Below are 19,742 nucleotides of genomic sequence, written 5' to 3'. Positions count from 1 at the left end.
TGAAACTTGCATGAGCTTCCGTAAAAATCTAAATAAAGCACGGCTCATGCAAGCTACATTACCGCTAAAACAATTATTCGAATGAAAATTTATTCTTACATATTATTATCATTATTTTCTGCATGCATATTCTTCTCCTGCTCACGTTCTGCTTCTAATGGAGAAAATCAGCAAACCGAACAGCAAAAAGACACCCTCTCGAATGATTCTTTACTTACCCTTGTACAACAGCAAACCTTTCAATATTTCTGGGAAGGAGCGGAAAAAACGTCGGGATTAGCCAGAGAACGTATCCATATGGACGGCGTTTATCCCGAAAATGATCAGGATGTAGTAACTATCGGCGGGGGTGGTTTTGGTGTGATGAACATTCTGGTAGGCATCGAAAGAGGTTTTATTACGCGTCAGGAAGGAGCTCAACGACTAGAACAAGTTGTTAATTACTTAGAGAAGGCCGATCGTTTTCATGGTGCCTGGCCACATTGGTTACACGGACCATCTGGGAAGGTGAAACCCTTCGGTACAAAAGATAATGGTGGGGACTTAGTAGAAACAGCCTTTATGGCGCAAAGTTTACTGTGCGTTCGTCAATATTTTGCCGAAGGTAACGATCAGGAAAAAGCAGTTGCAGCAAAAGCGGATAAGTTGTGGAAAGATATCGATTGGAACTGGTACCGTAATGGTGGTCAGAATGTCTTGTATTGGCATTGGAGCCCTGAATATGGCTGGGAAATGAACTTTCCCGTTACCGGTTACAATGAATGCTTGATTATGTATGTGTTAGCTGCAGCTTCACCAACACATGGAGTTCCTGCCGAAGTATATCATGAAGGTTGGGCCAAGAAAGGGGCGATTAAATCTAGTGCAGAACAATATGGCTATCCTGTAGTACTTAATTTCAACGGAAATGAAGGTACCGTTGGTCCGATGTTTTGGGCGCATTATTCTTATCTCGGGTTGGATCCACGCGAGTTGAAAGATGAATATGCCGATTATTGGGAGTTGAATAAAAACCAAACATTGATTCAAAGACAGTATTGCATTGAAAACCCAAAACACTTTAAAGGCTATGGCGAAAATGCTTGGGGTTTAACGGCGAGCTACTCGGTGAAGGGTTATGCTGGGCATAGCCCAAAAGAAGATTTTGGTGTAATCAGTCCAACAGCAGCACTATCCTCTTATCCTTATACGCCTGAATATAGTATGCAGGTAATTCATTACCTCTATAACCAATTGGGTGATAAAGTATGGGGTAAGTACGGGTTTTATGACGCTTATAGTGAAACGGAGGATTGGTTCCCCAAGCGGTATTTGGCTATTGATCAGGGACCGATTCCGATCATGATCGAAAATCAACGTTCAGGATTGCTCTGGAATTTATTCATGAGTGCTCCAGAGGTAAAGGGAGGATTGAAGAAGCTGGGTTTTTCAAGCCCCAAGATCTAGAATGTTTGACCATGTATATAAACTTAAAAATTTGAATTATGAAAAATTTCAATCTGTTTATTTGTTTAGTATTTTTTATACTTACTTGTCCTACCGCCAATGCAAATAATATCGGTAAGATCAGCAAACAAGAAGACCTTGTGTCTATAAGGGGAAACAATTCTACTTCTGTTAATGTCAACGTTTTTTTAAGAAATGCAGTTACAGGGCAAAGCTATTCTTTTGTTGTGCCGGCTAACAGCTCAAACGTTGTACTTGGAGAACTACCTAAAAGCAATGATTATTATGACATTAATATGTGGTCATCGACTGCAGTACGGATGCGATTTTATTGGGCCGATTCGATAACGGCAACAACTGGTTTGATTGCAGAAGATGTTCCCGTGGCATCCTGCGATTCATGTCCAACTATCTACATAGGAAATTAATCTTACATGGTCAGGCATTTAAAAAAAATATTAAGTAATAAGAGGTATATAAAAAAGTCTCATTATATCGTATTTGTATTTCTTCTATTTAGTGTGATCACCGTTCAGTCCGTGTATGGGCAAATTACCTACTGCAACCCGCTAAATCTAGATTATACATACATGATTTATAATGCACATGACGATATCTCTTATCGTTCTGGAGCGGATCCTGCTGTTGTTAAATTTCGCGGAGAATATTATATGTTCGTTACCCGCTCAATGGGCTATTGGCATTCAACAGATTTAACACATTGGGATTTCATAGCGCCTGAAAAATGGTATTTCCAGGGGTCTAATGCGCCGGCGGCGCATAACTATAAAGATTCAGTGCTCTACGTTACGGGAGACCCCTCCGGGTCCATGAGTGTACTTTATACAGATAATCCAAAAAAAGGAGATTGGAAAGCCGTTCCAGCAATATTGAATGACTTGCAAGACCCTGATTTATTTATTGATGATGATGGCCAGGCCTATATGTTCTGGGGATCTTCTAATAAGTTTCCAATACGAGCTAAAAAGCTGGATAGGAATAAGCGGTTCCGTCCTTCAGAGAAAACATATGAGTTGTTTAATTTAGACGCTGCCAAGCATGGTTGGGAGCGTTTTGGCGAAAACCATTCGGATACCGTCCTTGGAGGCTATATAGAAGGGCCTTGGTTAACCAAGCATAAAAATAAATATTATATGCAGTATGCTGCGCCAGGAACAGAATTTAATGTATATGGTGATGGTGTATATGTAAGTGACCATCCATTGGGGCCCTACCACTACGCCCCTAATAATCCTATTTCCTATAAACCAGGGGGCTTTGCTAATGGAGCGGGGCATGGGAGTACCGTGCAAGGTCCGGCAGAGAAATTCTGGCACTTTGGCTCCATGGCGGTTTCTGTAAATGTGGGTTGGGAAAGACGTATATGTATGTTTCCAACGTATTTTGATAAAGATGATCTGATGTATACCGATACTTATTTCGGTGATTACCCGCATTACGCTCCTTCTTCAGATGAAACGAGTGGTCAATTTACCGGATGGATGTTGTTATCTTATGAAAAGCCTGTAACGGTTTCCTCTCAGGTAAAAGAATATTCCGCAGAAAATCTGGTAGATGAAAGCATTAAGACATTTTGGCTCGCTGAAGAAAATAACGATAAGCAATGGATTTCCATTGATCTGTTAAAACCAGCTGATGTACATGCCATTCAAATTAACTATCACGATTACAAATCGGATATGTATGGACGAATACCAGGTTTATACCACCAATATATTATCGAGGGTTCTATGGATGGGAAACAGTGGAAAGTCCTAATTGATAAAAATAGTAGCGATAAAGATACCCCAAACGACTATGTGGCCTTAGCTAATCCACAAACGGCACGGTATATAAGATATAAAAACAAGCATGTACCTACTCCTCATCTCGCAATTTCGGGACTTCGCATTTTCGGATTGGGATCCGGTAAGAAACCCCAAAAGGTTAAACAATTTGCAATAGACAGAAAAATCGATAGTAGAGATAGTCATATCTCTTGGGAAAGCCAAAAAAATGTGCAGGGTTATAATATACTGTGGGGTATTGCTCCAGATAAATTGTATAGCTCATGGATGGTATATGGTAAAAATGAACTGGAAGTAAAAAGTTTAACAGTAGGACAAACATATTATTTTGCAATAGAAGCATTTAACGAAAATGGTGTTTCTGAACGTACAAAGGCTCAAGAAGTAAAATAAAGATATGCAACACGAACAGTAAGGCATAAGAGTAAAACGAAAGCTTGTATATCATAGTAAATAGTCTGGGATATGAAGCATTTAATAGATCCTTAGCGCTACTAAGTTTCATTTTGGATGACGGCGCTATTGCGAATATCTTGATACTTTCATCTTGATACTAAAAAACATGAATAAATTAATAATACCAACAATGGCTGCTGTTCTCTTTTTGGCGATGCCAATGGAAACGCATGCGCAAAAAAAAATCACAAAGAAGTTAACGCTGTCTAAATCGGTAAACGAGACGGAAATGGATGCTTTTATAGCCAATTTAATGGCTAAAATGACAGTGGATGAAAAAATAGGGCAATTAAATTTACCAACAGGAGGGGAGGCCACAACGGGATCGGTCGTAAGCACGGATCTGGAGGGTAAAATTAAGGCAGGTCAAGTAGGGGGTGTATTTAGCCTAACAACGCCAGATCGGGTCCGAAAAACCCAGGAAATAGCTGTTACCCAAAGTCGCTTGAAAATTCCGCTCATTTTTGGACAGGATGTTATACATGGATACAAGACTTTGTTCCCCATCCCCCTAGGGCTGTCTGCTACCTGGGATTTGAATTTAATTGAAAAAACAGCGCGCATCGCGGCGACGGAGGCAAGTGCTGATGGCCTGAATTGGGCTTACTCGCCTATGGTAGATATTTCGCGCGATCCACGGTGGGGGCGTATTTCCGAGGGAAGTGGGGAGGACACTTATTTAGGTGCTAAAATTGCGGCAGCGATGGTAAAAGGTTTGCAAGGAGATGATCTGAGTGCCGATAATACCTTAATGGCCTGTGTGAAGCATTTTGCTTTGTATGGCGCAGCGGAAGCAGGGCGTGATTACAATACAACGGATATGAGCTTGCATCGCATGTATAATGAGTATCTTCCACCTTACAAGGCTGCGGTAGATGCGGGAGCGGGCAGTATTATGACTTCTTTCAACGATATCAATGGATTGCCCGCCACAGCTAATCCTTGGTTGTTGACAGATGTACTGCGTAAACAATGGGGTTTTAAAGGCTTAGTCGTAACAGATTACACGGCTATCAATGAGCTAATTGATCATGGTTTGGGCGATCTACAGCAAGTTTCGGCCTTATCGCTAAAAGCAGGTGTAGACATGGATATGGTTGGCGAAGGCTTTTTAACTACGCTTAAAAAGTCCTTACAAGAAGGGAAAGTAACGGAGGCCGATATCAACCGCGCTTGTAAGATGGTGCTGGAAGCAAAATATAAACTGGGCTTATTTGAAGATCCTTATAAATATTGCAGCGAAGAGAGGGCAAAGAAGGAGATTTTGTCGAAAGATCACCTCGCTTTTGCAAGGGAAGTTGCAGGACAGTCTTTTGTTTTGCTTAAAAATGAAAATAATACCTTACCGCTGAAAAAAACAGGAACCGTTGCCCTTATCGGCCCTTTGGCTAACACAGGAAGCAATATGCCTGGAACCTGGAGCGTGAATGCTGATTTAAAAAACACCCAATCTTTATTGGATGGTATGAAGGAGTTGGTGGGGTCGAAGGTTAAAATTTTACATAGTCTCGGATCTAATCTTTTGGATGACACGGCTTATCAGCAAAGAGCCACCATGTTTGGAAGGGAGATCCCACGTGATACTAGATCGGAAGATGAACTGATAAAAGAAGCAGTAGCGACGGCACAACAATCAGATGTGGTGATAGCCGCATTGGGAGAAAGCTCGGAGATGACAGGCGAAAGCTCAAGCAGGACCGACCTCAATATTCCGGCAGGGCAGCAGCGCCTCTTGGCAGCCTTATTGAAAACCGGTAAGCCTGTAGTGTTGGTGGTTTTTGCAGGGCGACCGCTTACCCTTACATGGGAGCAGGAGCATGTCCCTGCTATTTTAAATGTTTGGTTCGGCGGAACGGAAGCGGCAAAGGCTATTACAGATGTGGTATTTGGCGATGTAAACCCTTCGGGTAAATTAACTGCTACGTTTCCTAAAAATGTAGGACAGATTCCTATTTATTACAGCCATAAAAATACAGGGAGACCGTTGGCAGAAGGTAAATGGTTTCAGAAATTTCGCTCTAATTATTTGGATGTTGATAATAATCCATTATATCCATTTGGATATGGCTTAAGTTATACCACTTTTACTTACGGGGATATATCTTTGAGTAATAATAGCTTTAAAGCGGGCGATTCCATTACTGTTTCTGTTAAGGTAACCAATACTGGGCAGACGGAGGGCAAGGAAGTGGTACAATTGTATACGCAAGATCTGGTGGGCGGCATAACGCGACCGGTGAAAGAGTTAAAAGGCTTTCAAAAAATTTCGTTAAAGCCTGGAGAAAATAAGGAAGTAACGTTTGTTATTTCGGCAGAAGATTTAAAATTCTATAATGCCAATTTAGAATATGCAACTGAACCGGGCGATTTTAAAGTATTTGTGGGAGGTAATTCGAGGGATGTGAAAGAGGCGACGTTTACGCTCAATTAAATAGAACAAAAGAAAATAAAAGACAGTAATCAGCAATGGTTGCTGTCTTTTTGTTTTTAACCTGCTTGATTATGAGACATCTGGTGATTCGCTAACTTCAAATTTACTGCTAATAACCAATAGCGAACAACTAGTAACCAACCTGTAGCTTTTTCAAACTTATCTCCGTTAAAGTAGTTAGATGTTAAATGAAAAACTAAACAAATTTAAAAGATATGAAAATGAAAAACTACTTTATCCTCTTGATGATGGTGTTTGTGGGAGGATTCACTTTTACCGCATGTAATGACGATGATGATTATGTGCGTATGCCAACGGCTTATGTGAATTTTGTAAATGCATATGCAGGTGCTGATGCTTTAGGGATTAAATTAGATGCGAACAGTGTTGATCGAGGCGCTTCTCTTAAGTATGGAGATTATATCCCTTATGCTTATGGGTTAGCTTATCCGGGTCAGCGTCGCTTTAGCGCTGGAATACCCAATACTACAACGGCTATTGTTGATAGCACAATAAATTTACGAGATAGCGCATTTTATACATCATTTGTATATGGCTACCAAGACACGGTGTCTAGTATTTTGGTTGAGGACAAGAATCCTACAAATTATGACGCAAGTAAGCCATACATAAGATTCTTCAATCTTTCGGAAAATACACCTGCTGTGAAAGTTAATCTTCTTCAGAATGGTACACCAACTTTAGTTTTTAATGATAGGGTTGTTGATAATCAAACCTCTGCAAATGCCAATGCAGGCTTTATTGCTACAAGTCAAGGTTCTTACACTATACAGATAACTGATTCGAATGGGACACAATTAGCGCTTAGAGATGAAGCAATTACTTTAAATGCTGGAAGATTATATACGATATTAACAAGAGGAATCAATGGTAATAGTCAAAAACCTATTGTAATAGATGTCTTTGACCATTAGTTTGGTGTTAATTATCAATGAAACAAAGCATACAGCCATTCTCCTAACAAATAACCAAATCGAAGGGAGATGGCAATAATCACTAAAATAAGAGCCAATCCAAATGCATATTTGTAGATTGGCTTTTTTAATTCTTCCTTTAATCTTTCCGCGAATTGGTTTGCCATTCCTTTTCTCCCATTTTTTACCTTTATCGTTTATCAACACTGTATTTTCCAGGCCCCACCATTGCCAAACCAATAAATACTGCCAAGAGCTCAATAGGGTGCGAAGCCGCCATGAATCCTTCTGCTTTGTAATGTGAGAGCGCAGCAATTACCATAACGAAAGCGAGTAACAGCGCCGTTGGCCGGAATGCCAATCCAATTATTAGTAAGAAGCCACCCAAGGTTTCGGTAAGTGCCGCCAGAAAGCCCCAAACAACGGGCGTAAAGGTAATACCCACATGTCCCATAGCTGCGCCAACACCTTTCCACATTTCCGGGCCTCCTGTAATTTTAGGGTAGCCATACATAATAAACATCATGCCGAGCGCTATCCGAATAATCAGTAATCCAGTGTTTTTGTAATTTCCAAGAGTTGATAGTATTGCCATATATTAGTTATTAGTTGTCCGTTATTAGTTATTAGCAAAATGTTTATTGTCGGAAACGCGCTCGCTAAAAGTTTCAAGCGTTAAGTTTCAGCCTATTTATCATTCATCGCTCATAACTCATCATTCACATTAGGATAGATCTCTTACACCTTAATAAGTCAACACCACCTTATGCTTCTCTACTTTCAAAGATACATCCTTTCCTAAAATCAATGTATAGTTATTGTCGATATGTCCCGCAGGGAAGTCAAAAGCAATAGGATAACCGTATTCGCCGGCAATTTCTTTTACAAGTTCATTCATGCTCATTCCAAATGGTATTTTATTGTCTTTCAAATTAGTGAAACCACCTATAATTAACCCTTTTAATTTTGACAGTTTCCCTGCTCGTTTTAGTGTCCAAAGCATGCGATCCACCGAATAATAAAACTCGCCAACATCCTCAACAAACAAAATCTTACCATCATAATTCATATCAGAAACTGAACCCAGCAGATTCACCAACAACGCCAGATTGCCGCCAATTAATACTCCCTGTGCCTGTCCTACTACTTGTTCGCTTTCCGACTCATATTCATATAACGCCTTTTTTCCGAAAAGCGTATCATGCAAACTAATGAGCGATGCTTTCGTCGCATCGGGTATGGTAATGGGCATCTGGCCATGGATCGTGGGAACTCCGTACAGGGCGTGGATATGACTATGAATAACAGTGATGTCGCTGAAGCCGATAATCCATTTTGGTTTAACGGCGAAATTTGTAAAATCAACTTGGTCAATCATACGCACACAACCATAACCTCCCCTTGCAGCAAAAATAGCTTTAATGCTATCGTCATTTAACATTACCTGGAAGTCTTCCGCTCTCAGCTCATCGCTACCGGCATATTGCCGGTAACTGCTGTTAACGGTTTTACCGAGAACTACCTCCAAACCCCAAGAATTTAACAGGTTTACGGCATCTTGTAGGTTATCATCTACCTTCCAGGCAGGGCAAACAATTGCGACTTTGTCGCCCTTTTTTAAATACGCGGGTGTTTTCGTCATATCAATTTACTAGGAAAGCGCAAATTGATGTATCTTTGTGGGAATAACAAACATTTTAAAAAATTTGTGAGGCTTAGTTAGCCTAGGGCTAAAAACTAATACCTAACACCTAATACAGTATATATTGAAGACTAGAGACTTTAAGCGTTATACCATCACCTCAGCCCTACCATACGCAAATGGGCCTTTACATATCGGACACCTTGCAGGTGCTTACATTCCTGCGGATATATTTGTGCGTTTTTTACGAATGAATAATAAGGATGTAGCTTTTGTTTGCGGATCAGATGAACATGGGGCAGCCATCACTATCAAAGCGAAGAAAGAAGGCATTACTCCGCAGGAAATTATTGACAAATACAATACACAGATAAAAGAAAGTTTCGAACAATTTGGTATTTCCTTTGATATTTATCACCGTACTTCTGCGAAAATTCATCATGAACTCTCGCAGGAATTCTTTTTGAATTTATACCATAAAGGCGAATTTATTGAAAAGTTTTCTGAGCAATACTACGACGAAGAATATCACCAATTTTTAGCGGATCGTTATATTATAGGCACCTGCCCTAATTGCCATAATGAAGGCGCTTATGGCGATCAGTGCGAAAAATGTGGAACTTCTTTAAGTCCTACAGACCTTATTAATCCGAAATCAACCTTAAGTGGCAAAACACCCGTTTTACGTGAAACGAAACATTGGTATCTACCTTTGGATAAATATCAAAGCTGGCTCGAAAAGTGGCTGTTAGAGGGAAAGAAAGATATCTTAAAATCAAATGTATATGGACAGTGTAGCTCCTGGCTCAAATCGGGGTTACAAGCTCGGTCGATGACGCGTGATTTGGATTGGGGAGTAGATGTTCCATTGGAAGAAGCACAAGGAAAAAAACTATACGTTTGGTTAGATGCGCCTATTGGTTATATATCTGCGACTAAACAATGGGCTTTAGATAATGGCAAGGATTGGGAAAAATATTGGAAAAAACAAGAAAATCCTGCCGATGATGCTTGTCTAATCCATTTTATAGGTAAAGATAATATTGTATTCCATTGCATCATTTTTCCATCCATCTTACATGCACATGGAGAATATATTTTACCCGAAAATATACCGGCGAACGAATTCTTAAATTTAGAAGGTGATAAGCTATCTACATCAAGAAATCATGCGGTGTGGTTACATGAATATTTAGCAGATTTTCCTGATAAGCAAGATGAGCTTCGTTATGTATTAACCTCTATTTTACCAGAAACGTCTGATAGCGAGTTTACCTGGAAAGATTTTCAAGCAAGGGTAAACAACGAGTTGGTTGCGATTTTCGGTAACTTTATAAATAGAGTGCTAGTGTTATCACACAAATATTTCGATGGAACAGTTATGCCTGCATCGATGCTTACGGAAAAAGATAAATTGGTGTTATCAGAATTAGCGCGCTATCCGAAAGCGATTAGCACCTCCTTAAGTCAATATCGATTTAGGGAAGCCTTAGCTCAATTTATGAATGTGGCACGCCTTGGTAATAAATATTTAGCAGATGAAGAACCTTGGAAGCTTATCAAAACGGATGAAGAGCGGGTAAAAACGGTTTTAAATATCGGTTTACAGATAGCGGCGAACCTAGCTGTTTTAGGTCAACCTTTTTTACCACATACAGCTACGAAGCTGTTTGATATGCTAAATTTTCAAGAACGTTCTTGGGATGCTGCTGGGAAACCTCAATTATTGGTCGATGGTCATCAACTCGGGCAGGCGCAACTCTTATTTGAGAAAATAACAGACGAGCAGATAGATGCACAGTTGGCAAAACTTGTAGAAGCTAAAGCTGATAATGCCAAGGCTATCGTAACGGCTGAACCGGTTAAACCGAATATTTCCTTTGATCAATTTACACCGCTAGATATCCGTACAGGCAAAATACTAACTGCCGAAAAGGTGGCCAAAACTAAGAAACTGCTAAAGATGACCATCGATACGGGTATTGATCAGCGCACAATCGTGTCGGGGATTGCTGAATTTTTTAATCCGGAAGATATCATAGGAAAACAGGTTTCCATCCTGGTAAATCTAGAACCGCGTGAAATAAAGGGAATTCTTTCACAAGGAATGATTTTAATGGCAGAGGATGCGGACGGCCGCTTAGACTTCGTAGTTCCGCAATCAGCGATGAAGCCGGGAAGTATCATCAGATAGCTATACGTTTTAAGGTTATACGTAGTCGGTTAAAATAACTTACTACGTATAAATTGTCTCCTTATAACTTATTACTTAACAGCCAGGTTTTGAACGCTGGATAGGCAGTACCTAAGGACTCTTTGTGACTGGGTTTATTTTCCAGTTCTTTTACTTGTTCCGGAATGCTTATTGCGGCTATCTTCTCTGCGGAGAAAACCTCCGGAAACTTACATGGATGGGCAGTTGATAAAAAGACAGTGGTATATTGACCAGGATTTTCGACCATGTAGGCTTTAGCCGCCAGGTAGGCAATTGCCGTGTGTGGGCAAGCGATATAGTGATATTTATTATACAGGGTATCTATACCTATTCGTGTGTCTTCATCGGTGTATGAATAGGCCGTGACTATTTCTTTCAATAGGTTGCTATCGTTTCCAAAGAGATCCAATATGCGTACCCAATTGCTTGGATTACCTACATCCATAGCATTTGATAGTGTCTGTATCGATTGTTTGGGTTCGTATGTGCCTGAATTCAAGAAACGTGGAACCGTATCATTAACATTCGTGGCCGCTAAAAATTGTTTAATCGGTAAACCCATTTTATAGGCAAGCAAACCTGCTCCAATATTGCCGAAATTTCCGCTAGGAACAGCAAATACAACATCTTTTATTCCTTTTCTTAATAGTTGGGCATAAGCGTTAAAGTAGTAAAATGTCTGGGGTATAAGGCGAGCAATATTGATGGAATTGGCCGATGTAAGACGTAAATACTTGTTTAGCTCCTGATCGTTAAATGCTTCTTTTACCAATGCTTGGCAGTCATCAAAAGTGCCCTCTATTTCAATTGCCCGAATATTCTGCCCGTTTCGCGTAAGTTGTTGCTCTTGTATCGGGCTTACCTTTCCCTTCGGATAAAGGATTGTAACACGGGTTCCTTCAACACCTAGAAAGCCGAGGGCCACTGCTCCCCCCGTATCACCGGATGTTGCGACCAATACGTCTAAGACCTTCGGGTGCTGCTCATTTTTGGAGAAATAGGCCATTACGCGACTCATGAATCGGGCACCAAAATCTTTAAAAGCCAAAGAAGGGCCGTGAAAGAGTTCTAATACGGCTGTTCTATCATTTAATGAAACCACCGGCGCATCAAAGTTAATGGCTTCTTCAACAATCATTTTTAAGTCGGCGGAAGGGATATCTTCTCCAATGAGATGATTTGCCACTTCAAAGGCAATCTCCGGCAAGGTATATTTGTCAAGATTATTTATGAAATCTGCAGGCATCTTCGGAATAATCGAAGGCATATAAAGACCTTTGTCGGCCGGCAAACTATTGAATACTGCTTCTTTAAAGGAGACGTTTAAATTTTTGTTATTGGTACTGTATAGTTTCATTATAATAGTTATGAGTTATGAGTTATGAGTTATGAGTTATGAGTTATGAGTGTCTTTACGACTACTCGCTCACAAATCTGACTAATTAAATTGATCATGCTTTCTTACTTGTTTAAATAATATGCAGCTACGTGATAATAGCAGAGAGCATATCTTTCGAGACAAACAAGCTCACAACGGGCAACTGGTAACTCGCAACTAAAGTTCACGTGGCCCCTGTTCGTTAATTGCCGACACATAGCCGTTGCTATCAATTCCTTTGGATTGTAAATGTTGTACAATATTGTTGGTAATGTTCAATGCTGTTTGCTTACTCGAGGCGAAAGCAAAAACGGAAGGGCCCGATCCTGAAATGCCAAATCCAAGCGCGCCGGAAACCATTGCTTGTTCTCTCATCTCATAAAACTCAGGTATTAATATGGCGCGTGTTGGCTCTATCAAGACATCTTTCATGCTCCGACCGATCAAGGCGTGGTCATTCATAAAAAAACCACTTACCAAGCCAGCAATATTACCCCATTGTATAACAGCATCCTTCAGATCAATTTTCGATCGAATCATTTGTCTAGCTGCACGGGTGGGAACATCAACATGCGGAAATACAACTGAACAGTACAAATCTTTTGGTATAGGCAGTTGGATAACATCTAGCGGCTCATAACTTTTTATAAGTGTAATGCCTCCAAATAAGGATGGTGCTACATTGTCTGCATGCCCATGCCCACAGGCTAATTCTTCGCCCCTCATAGCAAATGGTAGCAGTTCATGCTTACTTAAGGGTTCTCCCAACAGCAAATTAATAGCATACAAGCCGGCTACTGTGCTAGCAGCGCTTGAACCGAGCCCGCTTCCAATAGGCATCTGCTTATGTAATGCTATTTCAACACCAATATCTTCCCTACCCAAGTGTTTTAATAACATTTGGACACAAGCACTCACGGTATTTTTGGCAGGGTCCAAGGGTAGTCTTCCATCATCTCCCGTTATTTTTAATAATCTCACTCCCGACTTATCCGAACGTTTCATCATAACTTCATCTCCCGGTTGTTCCAGGGCCAGACCCAAAATGTCAAAGCCGCATACTAAATTGGCAGCTGTAGCAGGGGCAAATACGCGTACCTGCTCTCGTTCTTTTCCGGCTTTCTCCGCCGGCTCTTTTTCTGTTTCTAATTCCATTCTTTTAGTATTAACCTTATTGCGTATCAAGATGCATGCAAGAACATATTTACAAAATTATCTTGCTACTCATATCTTATTCTTTCTAATAACGAATAACCAACAACGAATAACTAACTACGCGCCTACATTTACTAAATCAGCAAATACTCCCCCTGCGGTAACCTCGCTACCGGCGCCTGGGCCTTTTACAACTAATGGACGATCCTTATATCTTTCGGTGGTAAAGGAGATAATATTATCGCTTCCCGAAAGATTATAAAAAGGATGTTCTTCTCCCACGAGCTCCAAGGCAATGGAAACCTGGCCGTCTTCCATTTTACCAATATATCGAATCGCTTTGTTTTCTAGTTTCGCTTTTTCCTTAAGATTATTGAAATAACTATCTGCATTTTTTAGTTCCTGATAAAATTCTTCAACAGAAGGTGCACTTAAGCAAGCTTCGGGCAAGATTGCTCCTAGTTTTACTTCTTCCGCTTCTATAGTATGCCCCCCATCACGCGCCAAGATGAGCATTTTGCGCATAAAATCCGTTCCGCGCAGATCATCTCGGGGGTCTGGTTCTGTATAGCCTAACGCTTGTGCAGATTTTACAACATCATAGAAGGAGGTATCCCCATTGAAATTATTAAAGATGTAAGAAATAGTGCCCGATAGGATGGCTTCTATACGAATAATTCGATCGCCACTGGTCATTAAATCTTTTAAGGTGCGAACAATTGGAAGTCCAGCACCTACGTTTGTTTCATAATAAAAATCAACACCATGTTTTCGTGCTGTATCGCGTAAGCGTTTATATTGTTCATAGCTTGACGAATTGGCTATTTTATTACAGGTAACCACAGAGATGTTGGATTCAAAAATTTTCAAATAATGTTTTGTTGGTTCCGTGCTGGCAGTATTATCTACAAACACACAGTTAGGAAGATTGAGTTTTTGCATCCTGCTGATAAACTGTTCTAGATTGGCTGGTTCGCCTTTATTCGCTAATTCTTCTTGCCAACTGTCAAGTGTTATACCCTCTCCATTAAAGAGCATTTGACGGGAATTGCTAATGCCTATTATTTTTATTTGAATATCATTATGATCGCGTAGAAAATCTTGTTGTTCCAATAGCTGGCGAAAAAGAGTAGAGCCGATGTTTCCAGTACCTAAACTGAATACATGAAGTGTTTTCTTTAACGCTGTAAAAAAGGCATCGTGTACGGCATTTAAGGCCTTTGATAGATCTTCATGACTAATAATAACCGAAATATTGTACTCCGAGGATCCTTGTGCGATCGCTCTTACATTTATTCCATTACGACCAAGTGCATGAAATAGCTTACCCGACATACCCGGTGTTTGCTTCATGTTTTCGCCTACAATAGCTAATACAGATAGCTCTTCTTCAATAACTGGCGCTTCTAGTTTTTTTGCCAAAAGTTCTAATTCAAACTCTGTTTCGATAAGAAGTTTTGCTCGTAAGGCATCTGCTGGATGCACGGCAAAAGTGATACTATGCTCCGAAGAGGATTGTGTTATAAGAACCACATTGATCTGTTTACGGGCTAGTAAGGAAAATAATCGACCACTAAATCCAGCTTTACCAATCATACCACTGCCACTAAGGTTTATGACGCTTATGGCATTTATAGAAGAGATGCCTTTTATTGGAAATTTCGTTTTTCCACTGTCGTACTGTATAACTGTTCCTGGGAAACTTGGGTTAAAGGTGTTTTTAATAATAATGGGAACTTTTTTCATGAAAGCAGGAATCATGGTCGGCGGGTAAATAACTTTTGCACCGAAATAAGACAACTCCATGGCTTCTGTATAAGAAAGAATTGGAAGCGGAAATGCTTTTTTTACCATGCGCGGATCTGCCGTAAGCATTCCGTCTACATCGGTCCAAATCTCTATGGCTTCTGCCTGTAAGGCGGCCCCAAAAATCGCTGCGGTATAATCGCTACCGCCCCGCCCGAGTGTTGTAACGCGCCCACTATCATTAGAAGCAATGAACCCGGTAACAAATAAAAAATGATGATTGTGCTCTTGTATAAATTGACGAATTAGTAATTCACTCTTTTGAAGGTCTACACGGGCATTGCCGAAATTACTGTCGGTTTTAATGAGTAAGCTTGCTTCAACAAATAAGCTCTCCGGAAAATATTGTTCGGCAATCTTCGATATCAAAAAGGCTGAACAACGCTCACCATAACTCACAACAAGGTCTTTACTCTGTAAACTTAATTCCCTCAAATTAAGGACACCTTGTAGTAGATCTTCAAGCTCATTCAGAAAGATCTTGAGCTGGGTGAAAACAGGATTCTGATTCTTAATTTGAATTAATTGTTTTACAACGGCAAAATGTTTCGACTCTAATTCTTTAAGCGCTGCATTAAAGCTAATACCTTTTTCTGCATCTTCTGCCATCTGTGTTAACAGGTTTGTAACACCGCTCATGGCCGACAGCACTACTATCGGCTTTTCGCCCTGTGCATATTGCTGTTTTAAAATTTCTAATAATCCGTTGATGCTTTCTACTGACCCGACAGAAGTGCCCCCAAACTTTAGTACCTTCATTTAATTTATTATGGTTTAATTGCTATTAAAATATCATTAATTAAAAAGGGCGCTTTCTCTTTGAGAGAAGCGCCCTTGTATGTTTGCGAACCTTACAACATAAAGATTACTTCCCTCGGTGATATATCCCGGTGGTAATAATTGTGGATGTTGTAATGGTTGAACTTGTTGCCATCGTTTTTTGTAATTCGTAGTAAAGTAAAGTGTTTATTTTTAATTTATCAAGAGAATTTTAATATTTTTTAGATTTTGCTAATCCGCATACGGTTGATTAATCATAATAATAAAAAAAAATACGAATAGAGGATAGTAAACAATATAAGTATTTAAACAGGTGTAAAGTACATCCAACAGGATCTTTACTAATAAAAAAGACTATTACCCGTATATTTTCGGTAAGTTTCTCGTGGAACGTTGGATATAAAAATGGTAAATTCAACTTGTTTTGCCATTGAATAAAAAATCTTATTTTTGGGCAAAATCTTTGCAACATCATGAATGACCTAATAAAATTACAATTGGAAGATGCAAACGACGCTATGGAGAAAGCAATAGCGCATGCTGAATCAGAGTTAACTAAAATTAGAGCAGGTAAGGCTATGCCATCGATGCTTGATGGTATTAATGTTGACTATTATGGAACACCTACCCCTTTGTCACAGATAGGTACTATTAATACGCCAGATCCTCGTAGCCTAATTGTTCAACCCTGGGAGAAAAGCATGCTTAGCGTAATTGAAAAGGCAATCATAGATTCAAACATCGGGTTGAATCCGCAAAATGATGGTAATATTATCCGTTTAGCCGTTCCTCCTTTAACTGAAGAACGGAGGAGAGAGCTAGTCCGGAAAGTAAAAGATGAAGCTGAGAAAGGGAAAATTGCTATACGGAACATACGTAAAGATGCCAATGATAAAATTAAAAAGTTTAAGAATGATGGCATTTCTGAGGATGAGATTAAGGTAGGCGAGGGAGAAGTACAAAAGCTTACCGATAGTTTTATTGTAAGGGTAGATAAGTTGGCAGAAGTGAAAGAAAAAGATATCATGACTGTGTAAAGCAGTATCAAAACTTAAGTGTTAAGATATAAGATCGAGGAATCAAGACAATCATAAAAAAGTCCATGGCTCACAACCATAGACTTTTTTTATGATCTACCCATTTTGATTTGCTGATCTCTGGTTACTATTGAATCACTCAACTACTTAACTATTTAACCACTCAACAATCCGCTAACATCTAAATTGTTGCTTCAAAAACACTGCACCTTCAAAAAAATGCTTGTATTTTAGGCCAAAGTTTGAAATATATGAAGCGAATATTACTTTTCTTGCCCATTCTTTGTTTAAATACTGCTTTTGCACAGCAGAAACCTATTTTAACAGTAGAAAAAATTATGCGTGATCCAAGATGGATGGGATCTTCTCCAGAGAGTATTTCTTGGGGTGCCTTTAATGATCAACTATATTTTAGATGGAATCCCGAAGCAAAAGATTATGCGTCCCTTTATAGTATCGACGCGAAAGGGTATACACCAAAAAAACAAGCGGAAGAAGAAGTAAACAATTTCGTTAGTCAAGTCAGCTATAGCAAAGATGGTCAGCAAGCCATTTACGTAAAGCAGGGTGATCTATTTTTCCAGAATATTAAAACAAAAAAGGAAAAGCAGCTAACGAGCACGGTAGATAAAGAAGCTGCCCCACAGTTTAGTGTTGACGAAAATGCAGTTGTTTTTAAAAGAGGGAACAATCTCTTTACTATCTCTCTGTTGAATGGTGAGCTTAAGCAATTAACTAATTTTAGTATAGGAGCAGGAAAAAAAGAAGATGCTAAACTTTCAAAGCAAAATCAATGGCTTAAAGATAATCAGCTAAGCTTATTTGAGGTGCTAAAAGATCGCAGGAAACAAAAAGGAGTGCAGGATTCTTTAGAGAAGCTGCAAGAGGGGAAGAGATTAAAGGAACTTCCGATCAACGAAAACGAAATATTAAAAGAGGTAAAAGCAAGTCCCAATTTACAATATATCAGTTATCTAACGTATACACCTTCTAAAGAAAATAGAAATACCATAGTACCAAGCTTTGTAACCGAATCTGGTTATACAGAGGATATTCAAGCACGCGATAAAGTGGGCGACCAACAGGGGAAAACAAGCGCCTTCTTATATAACATCAAGCAAGATACGATTATACCCATTAATACCGCCCAATTAACCGGAATAAAAGATATTCCAACTTTTTATAATGATTATCCGGCAAAGAAAGATTCATTACTGAAGGTGAATGCAGAACGCCCTGTTAACATTGCGAATGTTTATTGGAGCCCTAAGGGAGATAAGGCCATTGTCACTATTTATGCGCAAGATCATAAGGATCGTTGGATCGCTTTACTCAATTTACAAACAGGAGATCTGGAAACGTTGGATAGACAGCATGACGATGCTTGGATCGCTGGTCCCGGAATTGGCGGAAGCTGGGGCGGTGCAACTGTTGGATGGCTGGACGGAGATCGGTTTTATTTTCAAAGTGAGGCAACAGGGTATTCGCATTTATACACGATCAATGTGCTCACAAAGAAGAAAAGCCAGCTAACAGAGGGGCCGTTTGAAGTACAGGATGTAATCTTGTCAAAAGATAAAAAAACCTTTTATGTTACGGCAAATAAGGAACATCCGGGCATTACACATTTTTATCGCTTGTCTGTTAATGGCGGCAATCTTGAGCAAATAACAAGCATGAAAGGGGGAAATGAAGTAACCTTATCGCCCGATGAGAAATGGCTAGCTATTCGTTATTCGAATAGCAATACTCCATGGGAGTTATATTTGCAGGAGAATAAGGCAGGAGCCAAAGCGATACAGATTACAGATGCTCGTTCTGATGAGTTTAAAAGTTACCCATGGCGTACGCCGGAAGTGATTAGTTTTGCAAATCGCTATGGAGATAGCGTATATGCGCGCTTATATACACCTGAAAAGGCAAAAGTAAATAAACCAGCTGTTGTATTCGTTCATGGAGCTGGATATCTGCAAAATGTACATTATTGGTGGAGTTCTTATTTTAGGGAATATATGTTCCATAATTTGCTGACCGATTTGGGCTATACAGTATTAGATATAGATTATACGGCAAGTGCTGGATATGGACGGAACCATCGCACAGGAATTTATCGGCACATGGGTGGAAAAGATTTGTCCGATCAAGTGGATGGAGCAAAGCTACTGGTGGACAAGTACGGTATAAACTCGAAAAATATCGGTATTTACGGGGGGTCGTATGGTGGATTTATAACCTTAATGGCGATGTTTAATGAGCCTCATGCGTTTGCCGCCGGAGCAGCTTTACGTTCGGTTACTGATTGGGCACACTATAACCACGGCTACACCTCCAATATTTTAAATGAACCCGTAAATGATCCTAAAGCGTATCAACAATCATCTCCCATTAATTTTGCCAGTGGCCTGCAAGGCCATCTATTGATGTGCCATGGAATGGTGGACGAAAATGTGCATTTTCAGGATATCGTGCGGCTCAACCAGCGGCTTATAGAACTTGGTAAAAATAATTGGGAGCTTGCGGTATATCCGGTAGAGGATCACGGCTTTGTGGAACCTAGTAGCTGGACCGATGAATATAAAAGGATTTTAAAACTTTTTGAGGAAAGATTGGTAAATGAATAACTATTAGCGCTTGCTACAGGGCAACCGCATTT

Annotated in this window: 14 protein-coding genes; 8 read left to right on the top strand and 6 right to left on the bottom strand. The window is 39.8% G+C overall.

Annotation, left to right across the window (positions count from 1 at the left end; genetic code table 11):
- Positions 1-81: 81 nt before the first annotated feature.
- The 5 genes from BMY50_RS14565 to BMY50_RS14545 all read left to right on the top strand — a co-directional run bounded on the left by BMY50_RS14565 (position 82) and on the right by BMY50_RS14545 (position 7,076).
- On the top strand, positions 82-1,446 hold the full coding sequence (locus tag BMY50_RS14565; protein WP_093325973.1) for a glucoamylase family protein: 1,365 nt from the start codon (positions 82-84) through the stop codon (positions 1,444-1,446).
- A 38-nt stretch (positions 1,447-1,484) separates the two neighbouring features.
- Positions 1,485-1,874: a hypothetical protein gene (locus BMY50_RS14560; RefSeq protein WP_093325970.1), complete on the top strand. Its 390-nt coding sequence runs from the start codon at positions 1,485-1,487 to the stop codon at positions 1,872-1,874.
- Between the two features lie 162 nt (positions 1,875-2,036).
- Positions 2,037-3,647, top strand: a complete 1,611-nt coding sequence (locus BMY50_RS14555; protein ID WP_238383776.1) for a family 43 glycosylhydrolase — start codon at positions 2,037-2,039, stop codon at positions 3,645-3,647.
- 169 nt (positions 3,648-3,816) lie between these two features.
- Positions 3,817-6,141 carry a beta-glucosidase BglX gene (bglX, locus tag BMY50_RS14550; RefSeq protein ID WP_238383775.1) on the top strand — a complete coding sequence of 775 codons (2,325 nt, stop codon included), beginning with the start codon at positions 3,817-3,819 and terminating at the stop codon, positions 6,139-6,141.
- 221 nt (positions 6,142-6,362) lie between these two features.
- Positions 6,363-7,076 carry a DUF4397 domain-containing protein gene (locus BMY50_RS14545; protein WP_162276601.1) on the top strand — a complete coding sequence of 238 codons (714 nt, stop codon included), beginning with the start codon at positions 6,363-6,365 and terminating at the stop codon, positions 7,074-7,076.
- 14 nt (positions 7,077-7,090) lie between these two features.
- On the opposite strand, the gene BMY50_RS28165 is transcribed toward BMY50_RS14545, so the two are convergent.
- From BMY50_RS28165 to BMY50_RS14535, 3 genes are all read right to left on the bottom strand, one after another.
- Positions 7,091-7,243, bottom strand: coding sequence for a hypothetical protein (locus BMY50_RS28165; RefSeq protein WP_162276600.1), 153 nt, complete (start codon positions 7,241-7,243; stop codon positions 7,091-7,093).
- A 23-nt stretch (positions 7,244-7,266) separates the two neighbouring features.
- Entirely contained in the window at positions 7,267-7,671 is a 405-nt protein-coding gene (locus BMY50_RS14540; RefSeq protein ID WP_093325964.1) for a DoxX family protein, read from the bottom strand.
- Positions 7,672-7,821: 150 nt separating this feature from the next.
- Positions 7,822-8,718, bottom strand: a complete 897-nt coding sequence (locus BMY50_RS14535) for a S66 peptidase family protein (RefSeq protein WP_093325962.1) — start codon at positions 8,716-8,718, stop codon at positions 7,822-7,824.
- 124 nt (positions 8,719-8,842) lie between these two features.
- On the opposite strand from BMY50_RS14535, the gene metG reads away from it, so the two are divergent.
- On the top strand, positions 8,843-10,912 hold the full coding sequence (gene metG, locus BMY50_RS14530; protein ID WP_093325959.1) for a methionine--tRNA ligase: 2,070 nt from the start codon (positions 8,843-8,845) through the stop codon (positions 10,910-10,912).
- Positions 10,913-10,973: 61 nt separating this feature from the next.
- Here the strand turns inward: metG and thrC are convergent, their stop codons facing one another.
- The 3 genes from thrC to thrA all read right to left on the bottom strand — a co-directional run bounded on the left by thrC (position 10,974) and on the right by thrA (position 16,031).
- A complete protein-coding gene (gene thrC, locus BMY50_RS14525) occupies positions 10,974-12,290 on the bottom strand; it encodes a threonine synthase (RefSeq protein ID WP_093325957.1) in 1,317 nt (438 codons plus the stop codon).
- Positions 12,291-12,488: 198 nt separating this feature from the next.
- Positions 12,489-13,466, bottom strand: coding sequence for a homoserine kinase (locus tag BMY50_RS14520; RefSeq protein WP_093325955.1), 978 nt, complete (start codon positions 13,464-13,466; stop codon positions 12,489-12,491).
- 117 nt (positions 13,467-13,583) lie between these two features.
- Complete coding sequence (thrA, locus tag BMY50_RS14515; protein ID WP_093325953.1) at positions 13,584-16,031, bottom strand: bifunctional aspartate kinase/homoserine dehydrogenase I; 2,448 nt, start codon at positions 16,029-16,031, stop codon at positions 13,584-13,586.
- Positions 16,032-16,525: 494 nt separating this feature from the next.
- Here thrA and frr point away from each other — a divergent pair, with 494 nt between their 5' ends.
- The gene (gene frr, locus BMY50_RS14510; protein WP_093325950.1) at positions 16,526-17,089 is read left to right on the top strand and encodes a ribosome recycling factor; all 564 of its coding nucleotides are present in this window, start codon (positions 16,526-16,528) and stop codon (positions 17,087-17,089) included.
- 251 nt (positions 17,090-17,340) lie between these two features.
- The gene (locus BMY50_RS14505; RefSeq protein ID WP_093325948.1) at positions 17,341-19,710 is read left to right on the top strand and encodes a S9 family peptidase; all 2,370 of its coding nucleotides are present in this window, start codon (positions 17,341-17,343) and stop codon (positions 19,708-19,710) included.
- The last annotated feature ends 32 nt before the right edge of the window (positions 19,711-19,742 follow it).

This window comes from Olivibacter domesticus (assembly GCF_900109575.1).
GTDB classification, from domain to species: Bacteria; Bacteroidota; Bacteroidia; order Sphingobacteriales; family Sphingobacteriaceae; genus Olivibacter; species Olivibacter domesticus.
This window is presented reverse-complemented; position numbering and strand designations above follow the sequence as displayed.

Bases quoted from the DNA above. Each gene is read 5' to 3' on its own strand.
- BMY50_RS14565 (WP_093325973.1), top strand. From the start codon at position 82: ATGAAAATTTATTCTTACATATTATTATCATTATTTTCTGCATGCATA.
- BMY50_RS14560 (WP_093325970.1), top strand. From the start codon at position 1,485: ATGAAAAATTTCAATCTGTTTATTTGTTTAGTATTTTTTATACTTACT.
- BMY50_RS14555 (WP_238383776.1), top strand. From the start codon at position 2,037: ATGATTTATAATGCACATGACGATATCTCTTATCGTTCTGGAGCGGAT.
- bglX (WP_238383775.1), top strand. From the start codon at position 3,817: ATGAATAAATTAATAATACCAACAATGGCTGCTGTTCTCTTTTTGGCG.
- BMY50_RS14545 (WP_162276601.1), top strand. From the start codon at position 6,363: ATGAAAAACTACTTTATCCTCTTGATGATGGTGTTTGTGGGAGGATTC.
- BMY50_RS28165 (WP_162276600.1), bottom strand. From the start codon at position 7,243: ATGGCAAACCAATTCGCGGAAAGATTAAAGGAAGAATTAAAAAAGCCA.
- BMY50_RS14540 (WP_093325964.1), bottom strand. From the start codon at position 7,671: ATGGCAATACTATCAACTCTTGGAAATTACAAAAACACTGGATTACTG.
- BMY50_RS14535 (WP_093325962.1), bottom strand. From the start codon at position 8,718: ATGACGAAAACACCCGCGTATTTAAAAAAGGGCGACAAAGTCGCAATT.
- thrC (WP_093325957.1), bottom strand. From the start codon at position 12,290: ATGAAACTATACAGTACCAATAACAAAAATTTAAACGTCTCCTTTAAA.
- BMY50_RS14520 (WP_093325955.1), bottom strand. From the start codon at position 13,466: ATGGAATTAGAAACAGAAAAAGAGCCGGCGGAGAAAGCCGGAAAAGAA.
- thrA (WP_093325953.1), bottom strand. From the start codon at position 16,031: ATGAAGGTACTAAAGTTTGGGGGCACTTCTGTCGGGTCAGTAGAAAGC.
- frr (WP_093325950.1), top strand. From the start codon at position 16,526: ATGAATGACCTAATAAAATTACAATTGGAAGATGCAAACGACGCTATG.
- BMY50_RS14505 (WP_093325948.1), top strand. From the start codon at position 17,341: ATGAAGCGAATATTACTTTTCTTGCCCATTCTTTGTTTAAATACTGCT.